11 protein-coding genes are annotated in these 16,409 nt (G+C 37.4%); 7 read left to right on the forward strand and 4 right to left on the reverse strand.

Annotated elements, in window-relative coordinates; genetic code table 11:
• Window positions 1-7: 7 nt before the first annotated feature.
• The 3 genes from ASG21_RS10515 (at window position 8) to ASG21_RS10525 (ending at window position 3,658) form a co-directional block, all read left to right on the forward strand.
• Window positions 8-319, forward strand: a complete 312-nt coding sequence (locus tag ASG21_RS10515; RefSeq protein WP_241773487.1) for a hypothetical protein — start codon at window positions 8-10, stop codon at window positions 317-319.
• A 97-nt stretch (window positions 320-416) separates the two neighbouring features.
• The gene (locus ASG21_RS10520; RefSeq protein WP_056079411.1) at window positions 417-959 is read left to right on the forward strand and encodes a hypothetical protein; all 543 of its coding nucleotides are present in this window, start codon (window positions 417-419) and stop codon (window positions 957-959) included.
• Window positions 956-3,658 (forward strand): PD-(D/E)XK nuclease family protein, encoded by a 2,703-nt coding sequence (locus tag ASG21_RS10525; protein WP_056079414.1) that lies wholly within the window; start codon window positions 956-958, stop codon window positions 3,656-3,658. The genes ASG21_RS10520 and ASG21_RS10525 overlap by 4 nt, the downstream gene beginning before the upstream one ends.
• A 57-nt stretch (window positions 3,659-3,715) precedes the next feature.
• On the opposite strand, the gene ASG21_RS10530 is transcribed toward ASG21_RS10525, so the two are convergent.
• The 4 genes from ASG21_RS10530 to ASG21_RS10545 form a co-directional block, all read right to left on the reverse strand.
• Complete coding sequence (locus ASG21_RS10530) at window positions 3,716-4,423, reverse strand: GLPGLI family protein (protein WP_056079417.1); 708 nt, start codon at window positions 4,421-4,423, stop codon at window positions 3,716-3,718.
• A 184-nt stretch (window positions 4,424-4,607) separates the two neighbouring features.
• A complete protein-coding gene (locus ASG21_RS10535) occupies window positions 4,608-5,786 on the reverse strand; it encodes an acyl-CoA dehydrogenase family protein (protein ID WP_056079420.1) in 1,179 nt (392 codons plus the stop codon).
• Window positions 5,787-5,867: 81 nt separating this feature from the next.
• On the reverse strand, window positions 5,868-6,656 hold the full coding sequence (locus tag ASG21_RS10540; protein WP_056079422.1) for an NUDIX domain-containing protein: 789 nt from the start codon (window positions 6,654-6,656) through the stop codon (window positions 5,868-5,870).
• A gap of 21 nt (window positions 6,657-6,677) precedes the next feature.
• On the reverse strand, window positions 6,678-7,862 hold the full coding sequence (locus tag ASG21_RS10545) for an MFS transporter (RefSeq protein WP_056079425.1): 1,185 nt from the start codon (window positions 7,860-7,862) through the stop codon (window positions 6,678-6,680).
• Between the two features lie 175 nt (window positions 7,863-8,037).
• Here ASG21_RS10545 and ASG21_RS10550 point away from each other — a divergent pair, with 175 nt between their 5' ends.
• The 4 genes from ASG21_RS10550 (at window position 8,038) to bglX (ending at window position 16,315) form a co-directional block, all read left to right on the forward strand.
• Entirely contained in the window at window positions 8,038-10,962 is a 2,925-nt protein-coding gene (locus tag ASG21_RS10550; RefSeq protein ID WP_056079428.1) for a TonB-dependent receptor, read from the forward strand.
• Window positions 10,963-10,973: 11 nt separating this feature from the next.
• A complete protein-coding gene (locus ASG21_RS10555; RefSeq protein WP_056079431.1) occupies window positions 10,974-12,494 on the forward strand; it encodes a RagB/SusD family nutrient uptake outer membrane protein in 1,521 nt (506 codons plus the stop codon).
• A 2-nt stretch (window positions 12,495-12,496) separates the two neighbouring features.
• Window positions 12,497-13,927 (forward strand): glycoside hydrolase family 30 beta sandwich domain-containing protein, encoded by a 1,431-nt coding sequence (locus ASG21_RS10560; RefSeq protein WP_056079435.1) that lies wholly within the window; start codon window positions 12,497-12,499, stop codon window positions 13,925-13,927.
• Window positions 13,928-14,092: 165 nt separating this feature from the next.
• Entirely contained in the window at window positions 14,093-16,315 is a 2,223-nt protein-coding gene (gene bglX, locus ASG21_RS10565) for a beta-glucosidase BglX (protein WP_056079437.1), read from the forward strand.
• The last annotated feature ends 94 nt before the right edge of the window (window positions 16,316-16,409 follow it).

The following is a 16,409-nucleotide window of genomic DNA, read 5'->3' on the forward strand; positions in this document are numbered from 1 at the left end:
TAATGTAATGAAAAATTTACTTTCTATATTTATTCTGACTGTAATTTCGTCCGTAACTTTTACATCTTGCAATGACGATGATGATTACGAGACTATACAGTTGGTAGAAAAAGTAAAGATTGACAGTGTGTCAATTGTTAACGATACGATGAATGTTTTTGATATTCAGAGCATCAGAACCTATCAGAAATTCACGCAGCAGTGCGAAGGTTTTTATGGTTATGATTACGTTCATACCGCAGATTTCGACAGAAATGTGACCGCTTACAAGTTTAAAAACCAATGCCAATTGTGGATCGGGAACTTTCACAGGTTTTAATCAGATCAATTTTGCTCCGAAGGTCGCTGGGACTTATAATTTTAAATTCTGGACAGGAGATAACACGTTCATCACCAAAACAATCGTAGTTCAATAAATGAAATACAGGATTTCAGCAGTTTTCGTTTTAATAACATTTTTCTTTGCTTCAGCACAGAAAATTTATTGGTCTGAAAGCCGAAAGCTGACATGGAGCGACTTTCAAAGCAGGGATAATCTCGGGCATGACTTTTCGGTTGTGGCATTTGCCAATGTTGGGATGGGCTACTCTGCAGAAACCACTACCAATCCCAAGGCTCCTGTAAGCATTGAGGTTTCAGTGTATTTTGACACTCAGAGATCCTGGAAAGTTGATAACATCAAGGGTGACCGTGTACTTGTACATGAACAAAAACATTTTGATATTGCTGAAGTTTATGGCAGAAAATTGAGACAGCTGATTGCTGCAAATATTAAAAATTCACTTGATTATCAAAATAAATTCGTTCCTCTCTACAAAGAGAATTTGGCTCAGTATAAAAGCTTTCAGAAGAAATACGACAGCGAAACCAACCACGGACTGAATGAAGAAAAGCAGATGTATTACAATAATTTTATCGCTGAAGAACTTAAAAAATTAAATAAATTCCGGAAAAATTGAAGTTTCTCAACAAAATAATCAGTGAACTGCTGGCTCAGGAAAATGATCTTTCCAAATTCAGTATTGTATTGCCGGGGAAAAGACCTATAGTTTTCATCCGCCAGATTCTCGAAGAAAAAAAATATTCCGGTTTTTTGCCTGATTTTTTTACGGTGGAAGAGCTTATTACAGACATCGTAGATCAGCAGCCTATTCAGGGAATTTCTCTCTGGCTTTTTTCTTATGACGTTTACAGAAAACTCAATCTTATTCCGCAAGACAGTTTTTCAGATTTTCTGAAATGGTTTCCCACGCTGCAAAAAGACTGGGATGATATTCTGAAGTTTTCAGACAGTGATACAGCGGTTCTGCAATACATGTTTGATGAAGAGCGTATTAAGGAATGGGCTCAGGATTTGGGTGATGACGACGAAGTTCCAAGAAAAAAATTTCTGAACTTTTGGCGGAATATGAATATTTACCTACCGGCTTTAAAATCTGCTTTACTTGAGAAAAACTGGGCAACTTCAGGGATGATTCATGAAATTGCGACGGCAAAGATTCAAAAATATGCCACAGAGAGCGATAAGAAATTTATTTTCTGTGGTTTCAATGCCTTTACACCAGTTGAAGAAAAACTTGTGAGAAATCTTTTGCAGTGGGACAAAGCGCAATGTTATTTTCAGGGCGACCGTTATTATTTCGATGACGAAAGACAGGAAGCAGGAAAGTTTCTGAGAGATCATAAAACTTGGAAGGAATTCAATGACAGCCGGGAATTCAGGTGGATTGAAAACGATTTTAATCAACCCAAAAACATAAAAGTTTACGAAGTTTCGGGAAATATTACCCAGACAAAGATTTTGCCTGAAATCTTTAAAGAAAGCCTCGATGCCGATTATTCTGACACCGCAGTAGTTCTCCTTGATGAAAATCTTCTGCCTGCGAGTCTCGATGTGATGCATTCTGTGCAGCATCTGAATATTACAATGGGTTTTCCGTTAAAAAATCTTTCTTTTTCAAATGCTGTAAAACAACTTTTTTATCTTCAGAAACAACTTGAGAAGAATAAAACAACGTACTATTATAGAGATATTTACCCTATATTGGAAGAGCTTCCATCTTCTGAATCTGATGAAAAAATTACTTCAAATTTTAAATCGAAAATAGAGGAGAGAAATATTGTTTACATTTCACGAAAACTTTTCTCAGAACTTCTTTCTGATCTTTCTTATTTTAAACTTTTGCTGAAAGCAGATTCAGCACAGGCTTATCTTGACCTGTTGACGGACTTCTGTGTTGGTCTGAAATGGCTGGATATCGACGATATTCAATATGAAAATATTTCTCACTTCGAAAACGCTTTCAGACTTCTGAAAAACCAGATTCTTCCGTATCAGTTTGATATTAAGATGGAAACGCTTGAGGTTTTGATCAATCAGCATATCAACACAGAAAGTATTGATTTTCAAGGCGAACCTTTGAAAGGACTGCAGGTGATGGGACTTTTGGAAACCCGTTTGCTGAACTTTAAAAACGTTATTCTTCTTTCAGTAAATGAAGGAAAACTACCGCTTGGAAATTCGCAGAATACGTATATTCCTTTTGATATCCGCCGACATTTTGAACTGCACACCTATCTGGAGAACGACAGTATTTATGCCTATCATTTTTACCGTCTGATTCAGGATGCAGAGAATGTGCACCTGCTGTACAATGCATTGAGTTCGGGCGTAAACACTGGTGAAAAGAGCCGTTTCATCACCCAGATTGAAATGGAGAGCAGTCACAACATCGAACATTTGATTATTGAAAACACCAGCGAGCCCATAAAAACTGAACCTATTGAAATTCAGAAAACAGAAGCTGTACTGCAGAAACTTGATAACTGGAAGGAGCGGGTTTCGGCTTCCCATTTGACGAGTTATCTTTATAATCCGGTAGATTTTTATCTTTCTAAAATTCTCAACACTTCTGAAACTGACGAAATCGAAGAAGAGCTTTCAGTGAGAAATTACGGAAATCTGGTTCATTATTCACTTCAGGATGTTTATGAAGAACTGAAAGGCAAAGTTTTAAAAGAAAGTGATTTACAAAAATCAATTAAAGCAATAGATCAGTATATTAACGGAGCCATTGAAAAGCTGAAACATCAGCCTGAATTCTATGAAAAGGGAATGAATTTCATTCACAGGGCCATCGCCAAAAAGGTAATCGAAGCGGTGCTGAATTTCGATCTTGAATTGGTGAATAGCGGAAATGAACTGAAGATCATCGATATTGAAAGGAAATTTGAAAATGCAGATCTGTATATTGATGAAGAATCAAAAGATAAGATATCTTTTTACGGCTATATTGACCGGATCGACCAGCTGAACGGAACCATCAGAATCATTGATTACAAAACGGCTAAAACAAAAAATCTGACAGTAAAAATTGATGAATTAACTCAGGATGATTATTTTCACAGGGAAGACCGGAAACAGGCGATGCAGCTCTGTCTGTATCAGTATGTAGTTCAGAGTTTACCGGAATTCTGGGGACTTCCTGTGCAGACAGGAATATGGAGTTTCGCAGATGCCAAAAAAGGAGTAGTAGCACTTGAGTTTGCTCAGGGAGAGTTGCAAAATGCTATGGTTTCTATCCAGAATTTAATTCTTGAGATTTTAAATCCTGAAATAAGTTTTGTTGAGAATGTAAAGACTTTTGCCGGAAATTAATTGGTAAAAATAAACCTTCAAGGTTTCGAAAACCTTGAAGGTTGACAAACTTAAAATCTAGCTTTTTCTCAACTCTTTTACTTTCTCCATAAATTCCTCGTGATTATATACTTTCAGATTTTTATCAATGTCTTCAATGATAAGATTTTTCACATTTTTCTCTACAGATTTTGCCTCTGCTGTAATATGTTCGGATTCTACTTTTAAGACAAGACCTGGAAAATTAAAATAAGCTAAAGGTCCTGTTTTTGCCGGAATTTGCTCTGTGTACCAAACTTTTGAAATTGTTTTGCTTATGGAATTTTCTACTGTGGCGACCTTACAGGAAAGGCCAAGGATTTTTTCGTCAGAGACTGCTGTTTCTAAAATTTTGTCACCAGGAATTCCATATTGATAAAATTCTTCATCTTTTATCTTTGTGTAAGAATAAAATCCAGGATCATTTTTACGTTTTAATGATTTTATTTTTGGTTGAGAAAAACTGTTCAGAGGCACCTGCGTCAAATATATTTTTTTGGGTCTGTTTACAGTATCATAAACTGGTGCTTCGGGAAAAGATTCGTACATAAAGTTCCCATCCACGTAGGATAAAATATGCTTTTGTTTAGCTGATTGCTGTTCTGCAACTCTTTTTCTAAAATCCTCACTTCCAACACTGGGAACTTTTTTTTGTTTAAACTGAACTTGATATTCCACTTTAAAAGACTGTGCGTTAGCAAAAATAGCTGAAATAAACATCAAAGAAAAAATGTAGTTTTTTTTCATCTGAAAATAATTTTAGGTTTAAATATTCCTTATCGTGTGAATTCAAATGTATATATTTTCGTCCTGTTTTAAAATTAAATATTTCATTTTTGTAAAAATTTAGTATTATTTAATAAAAATGTTCCGACTTTTAAAGCCGGAACATTTGTCTTATAATAATTTTTGTTAAATAAAATGCTCTATTTTAAAATGCATTAAACCCAGTAATATCCAATCCTGTGATCAACAAATGAACATCGTGCGTCCCTTCATAAGTAATTACAGACTCTAAGTTTGCAGCGTGGCGCATCATCGGAAATTCTCCCATGATTCCCATTCCACCAAGGATTTGTCGGGATTCTCTTGCAATATCAATCGCCATTTTCACGTTATTTCTTTTCGCCATAGAAATCTGAGCCGGACTTGCCTTGTGTTCGTTTTTCAAATTTCCTAACTGAAGACAAAGCAACTGAGCCTTGGTAATTTCAGTTAAAAATTCAGCCAGTTTTTTCTGCTGCAACTGAAATGCTCCTACAGGTTTGCCAAACTGTTTTCTTTCTTTGGAATACTGAACGGCAGTACAGTAGCAATCTATCGCAGCACCAATTACGCCCCATGAAATTCCGTATCTGGCAGAGTTCAGACAAGAAAGAGGTCCTTTTAGTCCTGTTACATTTGGTAACAAATTTTCCTTCGGAACTTTCACATTATTGAAAACCAATTCGCCTGTTTTTGAAGCTCTCAAACTCCATTTGTTATGTGTTTCCGGAGTGGTGAAGCCTTCCATTCCTCTTTCCACGATGAGTCCCTGCACTTTTCCTTCTTCATTTTTTGCCCAAATCACTGCAATATCACAAAGGGGAGCGTTGGTAATCCACATTTTTGCCCCGTTCAGCAAATAATGATCGCCCATGTCTTTGAACTGCGATTCCATAGAACTCGGGTCTGAACCATGGTTAGGCTCCGTTAAACCAAATGAACCAATCATTTCGCCTGAGGCCAATTTTGGTAAGTATTTTTTCTTTTGCTCCTCAGAACCAAATTCATTAATCGGAAACATGACAAGAGAACTCTGAACGGAAGCTGCAGAACGCACCGCAGAATCGCCTCTTTCCAGTTCCAGCATAATCAAACCGTAAGAAATCTGATCGAGCCCGGAACCACCGTACTCTTCAGGAATGTAAGGTCCCAAAGCTCCGATTTTCCCCAGTTCTTTCATTAAATTTGGCAAATCAGTATGATTTTGTGCAGCCTGATCGATATTCGGCATCACGAAACTTTCAACCCAGTCACGCACAGACTGTCTGATGAGCTTGTGTTCATCGGTGAGGAAAGCATCAATTCCAAAATAATCTGGTATGCTGGTAAGCGGATAATATGACATAAATTTTTGTTTTTCTAAAAATAAGATTTTTTAGACAGTGACAAAAAAATAATGTGTTTTTAAAGGCAAAGAATACAAAATTCAGATAAAATCTTCCTCCAAAAAGGTGTAAGGTTTTGATTTTGAATGGTATTTTTCTATAAACTTATAGAGATAAGGTGCTTTGTTTGCGGAGCCGTCGTACAGTTTTTCAAGCCTTTCCAGCATATTCATGCTTAAAATTTTGCGCTGAAAATTGTTTCTTCTGAATGTTTCACCCAAAATTGTTTCGTAAAGGCTTTGCAGATCTTTCATGGTAAATTTTTCGGGAAGAAGATTGGATGCGGCGACCTGAGTGTCAATATTATCCCGCAGAAATTCCAGTCCTGACCTGATGATTCTGTCGTGGTCAAAAGCCATTTGTGGAAGCTTGTCTACCTCAAACCACGCGCAGGTTTCGTTGAAGGCGTCGGGAAAGGTATTGGCAAGGGAAAAATCGATGAGACTACAGTAACCCACCGTGATAAACCGCTGCAGAATCCAGTGATTTTCGGTGACATCAAGACCTTTATTCTGGATTAAAGTTTTATGCACATTATTTTCAGTACGGCTCATTCTACCAAAAGTGTGAAACTGTTCCAGAAAAATGTCTTTAAGATGCGTTCTTTCGAATAAAACCCTTGCTGCAGCATCCCGGAGGTCTTCATCCAGAAAAACAAAACCTCCCGGAAGGGAATACAGATCAAGATCATGATATTTCAAAAGCAAAACTTTCAGGATACCATCATGAAAACCGAAAATAGTGCAGTCTACCGAAAGATTTGGAATGAAATCTTTGCTGTCGATCAGCTGCTTCAGGGTTTCAATATTTTTATTGTGATCTGTTTTCATGCTGTAAAAATAAAATTATTTCTAATATTTTTGATTAATTGCTTTAAAAAATGAAAATCCGAAGATAAAAACTGTCATTACCGCCAAAAATATGAAGACCGCGTAATAATTCAGCATTTGATTTTGAAATAAAACAGAAATAAGTGCAGAGCTTGCTGAACTTCCCAAAGATGAAAAAATTACAATGACGGAAGTAAGCACATTCACTTTTTCTTTATCTGTGGAAGAAATCATTTTTGAATTGGCAACGGGATAGAGCGGTGCAAGAAAGAAACCGATCACCGGAAAAATGTAGATTAAAATTGCTGATTTTCCATTACTGAAAAACTGGATTGCAATAATCAAAAACAGAATCAGAAGAACCATAGAAACGCAGATGTAAAAGTATTTGGACAAATCGAACCGTCTTATGATCTGTGCCGTAAATATCCGGCCCAAATAGCTGAAAACTGCCAAAAATGATGTAGCCTGAAGTGCAAAAAAAGAATCTACACCCAAATGGTTTTTATAAAAAGAAGGCAACCAGGAATTAAAACTCTGTTCAGTAAACACGATGAAAAACAAAAGTCCAAAAAAAGCAGTGAATGCAGGTTTTCCGAATCCTGTAAGATCGGGTAGAAGACTAATGTTTTTATTTTCCGTTTCGGTGATTTCTGTTTTCAAAAAAAGGTAAACAGTAAAGAAACTGATAAGCGAAATTCCCAAAAAACCAAATTTCCAGAATTCGCCGTATTGGCTTGAAATGAGCCACCCAAAACCTGTGTTGACAACAAAAATCCCAACCATGAAGGAAGCTTCTACACTGCTCATGGTTTTGGTTAAAGTTTTTTCATCAAAAATATTGTTTTTAATAATATTGAAAACGCAGATTTTACCCAGCGCAAAACACGCTCCGATGATCGCAAACCACAATTTATAAAACCAGAAAACCTGTACAAACGGTAAGATTACAGAACATACTGCGACAATCAGTAAAGCCGAAATGAGTGAGGTTTTCGTTCCGATTCTGCTGATAAAACTTACGGCAAAAATAGAAATGAATGCGATTGGAAGATCTTTAAAAGCCTCTAAAAGTCCCAGTTTACCGTAGGAAATATTTTCTTCTGACAGTTGAAGGATGATGATGCCCATACAGTTTAAAACCATCGAAAATATCAGAAAAGTTAATTTAAGTGGAACGGTAATTTTATTGATAGAGGTCGCCATTGGGAGATTTTTTATTGCATTGTAAAGCTGAAATTATCAGAAATTAACATTTTGCACATGCTCTGAAAGCCCAAAAATAAAAGAAAAATTAAAATAATAATTAAAAATATGTTAACTAATGAAAAAAAAATATATTTTTATTGTCTCAATTTGAGAATTAAAAAACTAACTGTATATGAATGTACAAATATCAAGAAGTTTAGGAATCATTGCCGCACTTTATTTTACGGCAAATTTCAGCGCACAGACAACGCCCGCAGACACAGTATCTAAGGAACAGAAAATTGAGGAAGTGGTGATGATTGGTTATGGATCTCAGCGCAAAAGCAATGTTACCGGTGCAATATCCAGCATCAAAGCAAGCGATATTGAGAATATTCCTGCCGGTAAACCAGAGCAGGTGCTGCAGGGCCGTGCTGCGGGAGTGAATGTAATCACGAATTCAGGTCAGCCGGGTTCCAGTGCGACAATCCGTGTGAGGGGAGTTACCAGTTATTCTTCCAGTAATGATCCTTTATGGGTGGTTGACGGAATTGTGGTTGATGGCATCAGCTGGTTGAATCAGTCAGATATTGAAAGCATAGAAGTATTAAAAGACGGTGCTTCTTCAGCAATTTATGGAGTTTCTGCCGCCCGTGGAGTTATTCTGGTAACCACAAAAAAAGGAAAACGGGGAAAACTGAATCTTTCATACAACGGTTTCTATGGATTTGGAAGTGCTGCAAAAAAACTGGATTTACTAAATGCAAGCGAATATGCAACAGTCATAAACGAAGGATTCATCAACGATGGTAAAGCACCCCGTTTCAGCGATCCTGCAAGTTTTGGTGAAGGTACAGACTGGCAGGACGTGATTTTCAACAATGCTACAAGATCAAACCATGAGGTAAGTGTAAGCGGAGGTAACGAAAAATCTACTTTTTTTGGTTCATTTGGATATTATGATCAGACAGGTATTGTGATGAGCGATATTTCTTATTATAAAAGAATTACAGGAAGAATAAACTCTTCTCATAAAGTAACAGACTGGTTAACTTTAGGACAGACGTTCGCGTATACGAACACGAAAAATCAGGGTATCAATTCTAATGGAGAGTTTGGTGGTCCATTGAGTTCTGCAATCAATCTCGATCCGATTACACCTTTGGTAATTACTGATCCAAGTGTTCTGAACAGTGCACCATACAACAATCCATCTATTGCCCCGTATCTTTTCAGAGATGAAAACGGAAATCCGTACGGTATTTCGCCTTATGTTAATCAGGAAATGTCTAATCCTTTAGCATTCAGAAATACACAGCTGGGAAATGGTGGCTGGTCTGATGATTTGGTTGCGAATGTATATGCTGAAGTAAAGTTTCTGAAACATTTTACTTTTAAACCTTCACTTAACGGCAAGAAAGCCTACTGGGGGAGCAAAAACTTTACACCTTTATTTTATTTAAATCCAAATTACAACAATTTAAGTATAAACAGTTTAAGCAGAACAACCCAGCAGAAATTTGAATGGAGTTCCGAAAATACACTGAGCTACCAAAACCGTTTCGGAAAACACAATATCAATGCATTAATCGGAAATGGATATTATGAATACAATATTGGTTTCGGACAAACTGTTACACATACAGGACTCCCTGTAAATAACTGGCAGGATGCATCTTTCAACTTCTTTGTGGCTCCGGATAAGAGAAATACAAATGCCTGGGATTACATCAATACGCATAAAGCTTCCTATTTTGGCAGATTAATTTACGATTACGACAACAAATATCTGTTTACCGGAACACTGAGAGCAGATGCTTCTTCAAAATTTGGTGAAAATCATCACTGGGGATATTTCCCTGCTTTCTCTTTAGGGTGGAATGTTGATAAAGAAAGCTTCTGGCCGGAAAACAAAATTGTGAACACCTTAAAACTTCGTGGAGGTTATGGTGTACTCGGAAATGACGGAATTGGAGATTTTCAGTTTGCAAGTTTCTACGTTTCGGGAGCGAATTACACATTTATAGACGCTCAGGGAAATCCTGTAATCTACCCTGGCTATATTCCTAATACTTTGGAAAATAAAGATTTAAAGTGGGAAACAACATCCCAGCTTAATATCGCTGCAGATTTAAAGTTATTTAATAATTTTAATTTAACCGTCGACTACTACAAGAAAAAAACTTCTGATATCCTGCGCCAGATCAACATTCCGGGATATGTGGGAGTTACAGTGTCTCCAACAGCCAATATTGGCGATATGGAAAATGAAGGTGTAGAAGTAGAATTAGGCTACAGAAAAAACTGGTCAGATTTCAATGTTTCTGTGAACGGAAATTTTGCTTACCTGAAAAACACTGTAACAAGTTTAGAAAGAGGTAGGGAATATCTTGACGGTCCCGGGTTTCAGTCGATGGGATCTATTCAAAGAATTCAGGTGGGGCAGCCTTACAACTCTTTTTACGGTTTTCAGACTTTGGGAGTGTTTCAGAACCAGGCACAGATTAATTCTTATGTGAATTCAGGCGGGCAGATGATTCTTCCAAATGCAAAACCTGGAGATTTCATCTGGGCAGATTCTAATGGTGATGGGAAAATTGATAATAATGATAAGGTCAATCTGGGAAGCTCAATTCCTAAATATACATTTGGTCTTACGGCTAATTTAAGTTACAAAAACTGGGACTTTATGGCTTTTGCTCAGGGTGCGGCAGGAAATAAAATTTTCCAGGGTCTGAGAAGACTGGATATGATTGATGCCAATTATCAAACCACTATTTTAGATCGTTGGACTGGCGAAGGATCTACCAACTCCGCTCCACGTCTGACAAGGGATGATCCGAATCAAAACTATTCCAGATTGTCAAATTATTACCTTCAGAAAGGAGATTATGTGAGATTAAAATTGGTGCAGCTTGGTTATACACTTCCACAGTCGGTTACAGACAGCTTTGGTTCAAGTAAAGTCCGTTTTTACGTGACAGCAGAAAATCTTGTTACCTTTACCAAATACACCGGTTACGATCCTGAGATTGCGGCAGGAGACAGTTTTGGTATTGACAGAGCATTTTATCCTCAGGCACGGACATTTATTTTTGGAGCAAATATCACTTTTTAATATGATTCATTATGAAAAATAAATTTTATAAATTTAGCATAGCCGCTTCACTTTTTGTAGGAGCCGCATTTACAAATACCGGATGTACAAACAGCAATATCGAAGATGTTGAATATTTAGGGGCATTTGAGACTGAAAACTTTTTCAGAAACGAACAGGAATGCTTCTTTGCTTTGGTAGGAGCTTACGATGGCTTAAGAAAATATGCCGGAGGTTTTGAAAATATGGTTACTTTTTTCAATGCAGGATCAGATGACTTTTACGCGGGTGGGGGAAGCTCAACCGATGGTGCAGGAATTCAGGGGTTGTCAAATTATCAGCTCAATTCCACAACGATGCCTGCAACCTATTGGAGAGATTATTATCAGGGAATTTCCAGAACCAATGTTTTGATTCAGAAAGTTCCTCTGGCAACAATGAGTGATGCTACTAAAAACAGATTTGTGGCAGAATCTAAAACCTTAAGAGCGCTGTATTATTTTGAATTGGTCAGAATGTTCAAAAATATACCTTTAATTTTGGAACCCTTCAAAGCAACAGATGATTACTACAATGTTCCACAGGTGGCTCCCGCTGCAGTATACGCTCAGATTGAAGCAGATTTACTCAGTGCAATACCGAACCTTCCTGCCACGATCTCTGCAGATCAGAAAGGACGCCTTACCCAAGGTGCCGCAAGAGCTTTGCTGGGTAAAGTTTATTTGTATCAGAACAAAAGAAGTGAGGCTGCGTTGCAGTTTGCTGAAGTAAATGGAACACCGGGCGGAAGCAACCAATACGGTTATAAACTTGTAGACAATTTTGCAACATTGTGGAACACTGAAAACAAATTTACTACAGAATCAATTATAGAGGTCAATCATACCAATCTGGGAAATTCTGACTGGAGTTTCTGGGGGCAGGGAAATGATGAAGGAAATTCTATCTGTATCATGACTGCTATAAGATCTTACAACCGAAAAAACAATGCAGCTCCGGATTATATTGCCGGTTGGGCTTTCAATCCGATTAGTGAAAATCTGTTTAATTTTATGCAGGGAGATCCTAGATTAGATGCAAGTATTTTTAATGCAAAAGCAGCAAAACAATTAGATCATATCGACTATTCGCCAGCCTACATGGATTCCGGATATTTTCTGAAAAAGTATATGCCAACAAAAAATGAAGTGACTACACTTCCAGGGGCATCAGAATTAAATTACAGAAAAAATTACATCCTAATTAGACTTGCCGATACGTATCTGATGGAAGCCGAAGCGTTGAATGGAACCGGTGCAAGAGCACAACTCTTACTTGATGCAGTGAGAGCTAGAGTAGGTCTGGCTTCTGTTCCTGTTTCAATTCAGGCAATAAAGAATGAAAGAAGAAGGGAATTAATAGGTGAAGGTCACCGTTGGTTTGATCTGGTGAGATGGGGCGATGCACCAGCAGTACTGGGTTCCAGAGGATTTGTAGCTGGTAAAAACGAAATTCTACCAATTCCTTTACTGGAGCTTACAGGCACAGCACTTAAACAAAACCCCGGCTATTAAATATGTTAAAGAAAAAATCATATAGTTTCTTTTCAAAGAGTACTGCACTGCTTTTCAGCGGTGTGGTACTTTTATCTTTAGGTTCATGTGCATCAACAATTTCTACGAAAAATCAGGTTCAGTCATGGCTTACAAAAGGAGATGAAAGCGTAAAATTACAGCAACAGCTACCCTTGGTTTTTGTAAACACATCCAATAATTTTCAGAATATTGAAATTGATGATTCTCAAAAGTTTCAATATGTTGACGGTTTCGGATTTACATTAACGGGCGGAAGTGTCGAAGTGATTAACCGTCTTTCACCAACGAAAAGAAAAGCTTTGTTGAACGAGCTTTTCGGTAAAGATGAAAATTCGATTTCGATCAGTTATTTGAGATTAAGCATTGGCGCTTCTGATCTGGATGGTGAAGTTTTTTCTTATGACGATTTACCACAGGGACAAACTGATCCCACTTTATCAAAATTCAGTCTGGCGAGAGATAAATATTTAATTGCGATGTTAAAAGAAATTTTAGCCATCAATCCGAAAATCAAAATCATTGCAACTCCCTGGTCGCCTCCTGTTTGGATGAAGGATAACGGAAAATCAATTGGCGGAAGTTTAAAACCTGAGTTTTATGATACTTATGCAAATTATTTTGTCAAATATATCCAGGGAATGGCTAAAGAAGGAATAACAATCGATGCTGTGACTCCACAAAACGAACCTTTGCATCCCGGAAACAATCCGAGTTTACTGATGGTTTCAGATCAGCAGAGAGATTTTATCAAACAAAGTTTAGGACCAATTTTTAAATCAAATCAAATTAAAACTAAAATTGTAGTTTATGATCACAATTGCAACAAACCGGAATATTCCATCAATATTTTAAACGATCCTGAAGCCAATCAATACATTGACGGCTCAGCTTTTCATTTGTACGAAGGCAATATTTCAGCTTTAAGCACTGTTTATAAAGCTCATCCGAACAAAAATTTATATTTCACAGAACAATGGACTGGCTCAAAAGGAACTTTTGATGGAGATTTAAACTGGCATGCTAAAAATGTAATTATCGGTTCGATGAGAAACTGGAGCAAAATTGCTTTGGAATGGAACCTGGCAAATGATACTGATTTTAAACCTCACACTCCGGGAGGTTGTACAGAATGCAAAGGTGCCATTACGGTTTCAGATAAAGAAAACTTCACAAGAAATGTAGGATATTATATCATTGCTCACGCTTCGAAATTTGTTCCTGCCAGATCACAAAGAATTTCTTCAACGCAGACCGATAACCTGTCCACAGTTGCTTTTAAAACTCCTGAAGGAAAAACGGTTTTGATTGTTCAGAATTACAGTAAAGCAGACGAAAATTTTAATATTAAATTTAAAAACAAAACAGCTCCTGTAAACATTACAGCAAGTTCGGTTGCAACTTATGTTTTTTAAATTTTAAAATGACGCATTTAAAAGTTTTTAGAATGAAGACTCTGTGTTCTTTGCTAAGTAGAACGCCTTAATGAAATTGAAAAATCAATAGAATTATTTGCTAAAAAATCTTTGTGGACTTTGCATTTAAAATTAATTAAAGTTTCCAGCAAAAATTAAATTACAATGAAAAAACTTTATTTCATATTAACCTTTACAGCATTCGGATTCAACGCATTCGGACAGAAAACAATCGACCAGAAAGTCACTGAGCTTCTCTCTAAAATGACTTTAGAAGAAAAAATAGGTCAGCTCGTTCAGTACAGCGGTTTTGAATACGCCACAGGTCCACAGAATTCCAATTCTGCGAATGTTTTAAATGAAATCAAAATAGGTAAAGTCGGTTCTATGCTGAATGTGGCAGGAGCAGAGGAAACTAGAAAATTTCAGGAATTAGCTTTAAAATCAAGATTAAAAATTCCGATGCTTTTCGGTCAGGACGTGATTCATGGTTACAGAACAACGTTTCCGGTGAATTTGGGTCAGGCGGCGAGTTGGGATTTAAATTTAATTGAAAAATCTGAAAGAATTGCTGCAACAGAAGCCTCTGCGTATGGAATTCACTGGACGTTTGCGCCGATGGTCGATATTGCAAGAGATCCGAGATGGGGCAGAGTGATGGAAGGTTCGGGCGAAGATACTTACTTGGGAACGCAGATTGGTTTGGCAAGAATCAAGGGTTTTCAGGGGAAAGGTCTTGGAAATCTTGATGCAATTATGGCTTGTGCAAAACATTTTGCAGCGTATGGAGCAGCAGTTGGCGGAAGAGATTATAATTCTGTTGACATGAGTTTAAGACAATTACATGAAACGTATCTGCCACCTTTTAAAGCAGCTGCGGAAGCGGGTGTGGCAACTTTTATGAACTCATTTAATGACATCAATGGAATTCCTGCAACAGCAAACCAATATATTTTAAGAGATGTTTTGAAAGGAAAATGGAACTATAAAGGATTTGTGGTTTCGGACTGGGGAAGCATCGGTGAAATGGTTCCTCACGGTTACGCAAATGACAATAAGGAAGCTGCAGAAAAAGCCATCAATGCTGGAAGCGACATGGATATGGAGAGCCGTGCATACATGGCCGAACTTCCGAAATTAGTTCAGGAAGGAAAAGTGGATCTTAAATTAATTGATGATGCCGCGCGAAGAATTTTAGTTAAAAAAGTTGAGATGGGATTATTTGATGATCCTTATCGATTCAGCAGTGATAAGAGACAGAAAGAACAGTTAAACAATCAGGAAAACAGAAAATTCGGAAGAGAGTTTGGTTCGAAATCGATTGTCTTGTTAAAAAATGAAAAGAATATTCTTCCGCTTTCAAAGTCGACAAAAACGGTTGCGCTGATCGGACCTTTCGGAAAAGAGACGGTCGCCAATCACGGCTTTTGGTCTGTGGCTTTTAAAGATGATGACCAAAGAATTGTAACGCAGTTTGACGGTATTAAAAATCAGTTTGACAAAAACTCGACATTGCTGTATGCAAAGGGCGCTAACGTCGATGATCAAGACAGATCAATGTTTGCTGAAGCTGTGGAAACGGCAAAAAAAGCAGATGTTGTGATTATGACTTTAGGCGAAGGTCACGCCATGAGCGGTGAAGCAAAAAGCAGAAGTAATCTTTATTTTTCCGGTGTTCAGGAAGATTTGCTGAAGGAAATTGCCAAGACCGGAAAGCCGATTGTTTTAATGATTAATGCAGGAAGACCATTGGTTTTTGATTGGGCAGCAGACAATATCCCAACCATTGTTTACACTTGGTGGCTTGGTACTGAGGCAGGAAATTCAATTGCTGACGTACTTTTCGGCACTGTTAATCCGGGTGGAAAACTACCGATGACTTTTCCGAGAACAGTGGGTCAGGTTCCAATTTATTACAATCACTACAATACCGGAAGACCTGCGAAAAATAATACGGACAGAAATTATGTTTCCGCATACATCGATCTGGATAACGATCCGAAATTTCCTTTTGGATATGGTCTAAGTTATACTCAGTTTAAATATGCTGACATGAAATTAAGTTCGACAAGTCTGAAAGGAAATCAGAGTTTAAGTATCACTGTTAGTATTTCCAATACCGGAAATTACGACGGGGAAGAAGTGGTGCAGCTGTACATCAGAGACTTGGTGGGGAAAGTGGTAAGACCTGTGAAAGAATTGAAAGGCTTTCAAAAAGTTTTCATTAAAAAAGAAGAGAGTAAAACCATCACTTTTACATTGACTCCTGAAAATTTAAAATTCTATGATGATGCTTTGAACTACGATTGGGAAGCCGGAGAATTTGACATTATGGTAGGAACTGATTCTCAGAATGTTCAGGCAAAAAGAATTTCCTGGGAAAAATAATCACTGTATCAATAGGAGCGGGCTTTAGCCCGCTTTCGTAGGTAAAAGACATTTGGTTTTAACCAAAATTTACACATTATCTATGTGTGATTTT

Origin of the sequence: Chryseobacterium sp. Leaf394, assembly GCF_001424105.1 — a bacterium.
Lineage (GTDB): Bacteria > Bacteroidota > Bacteroidia > Flavobacteriales > Weeksellaceae > Chryseobacterium.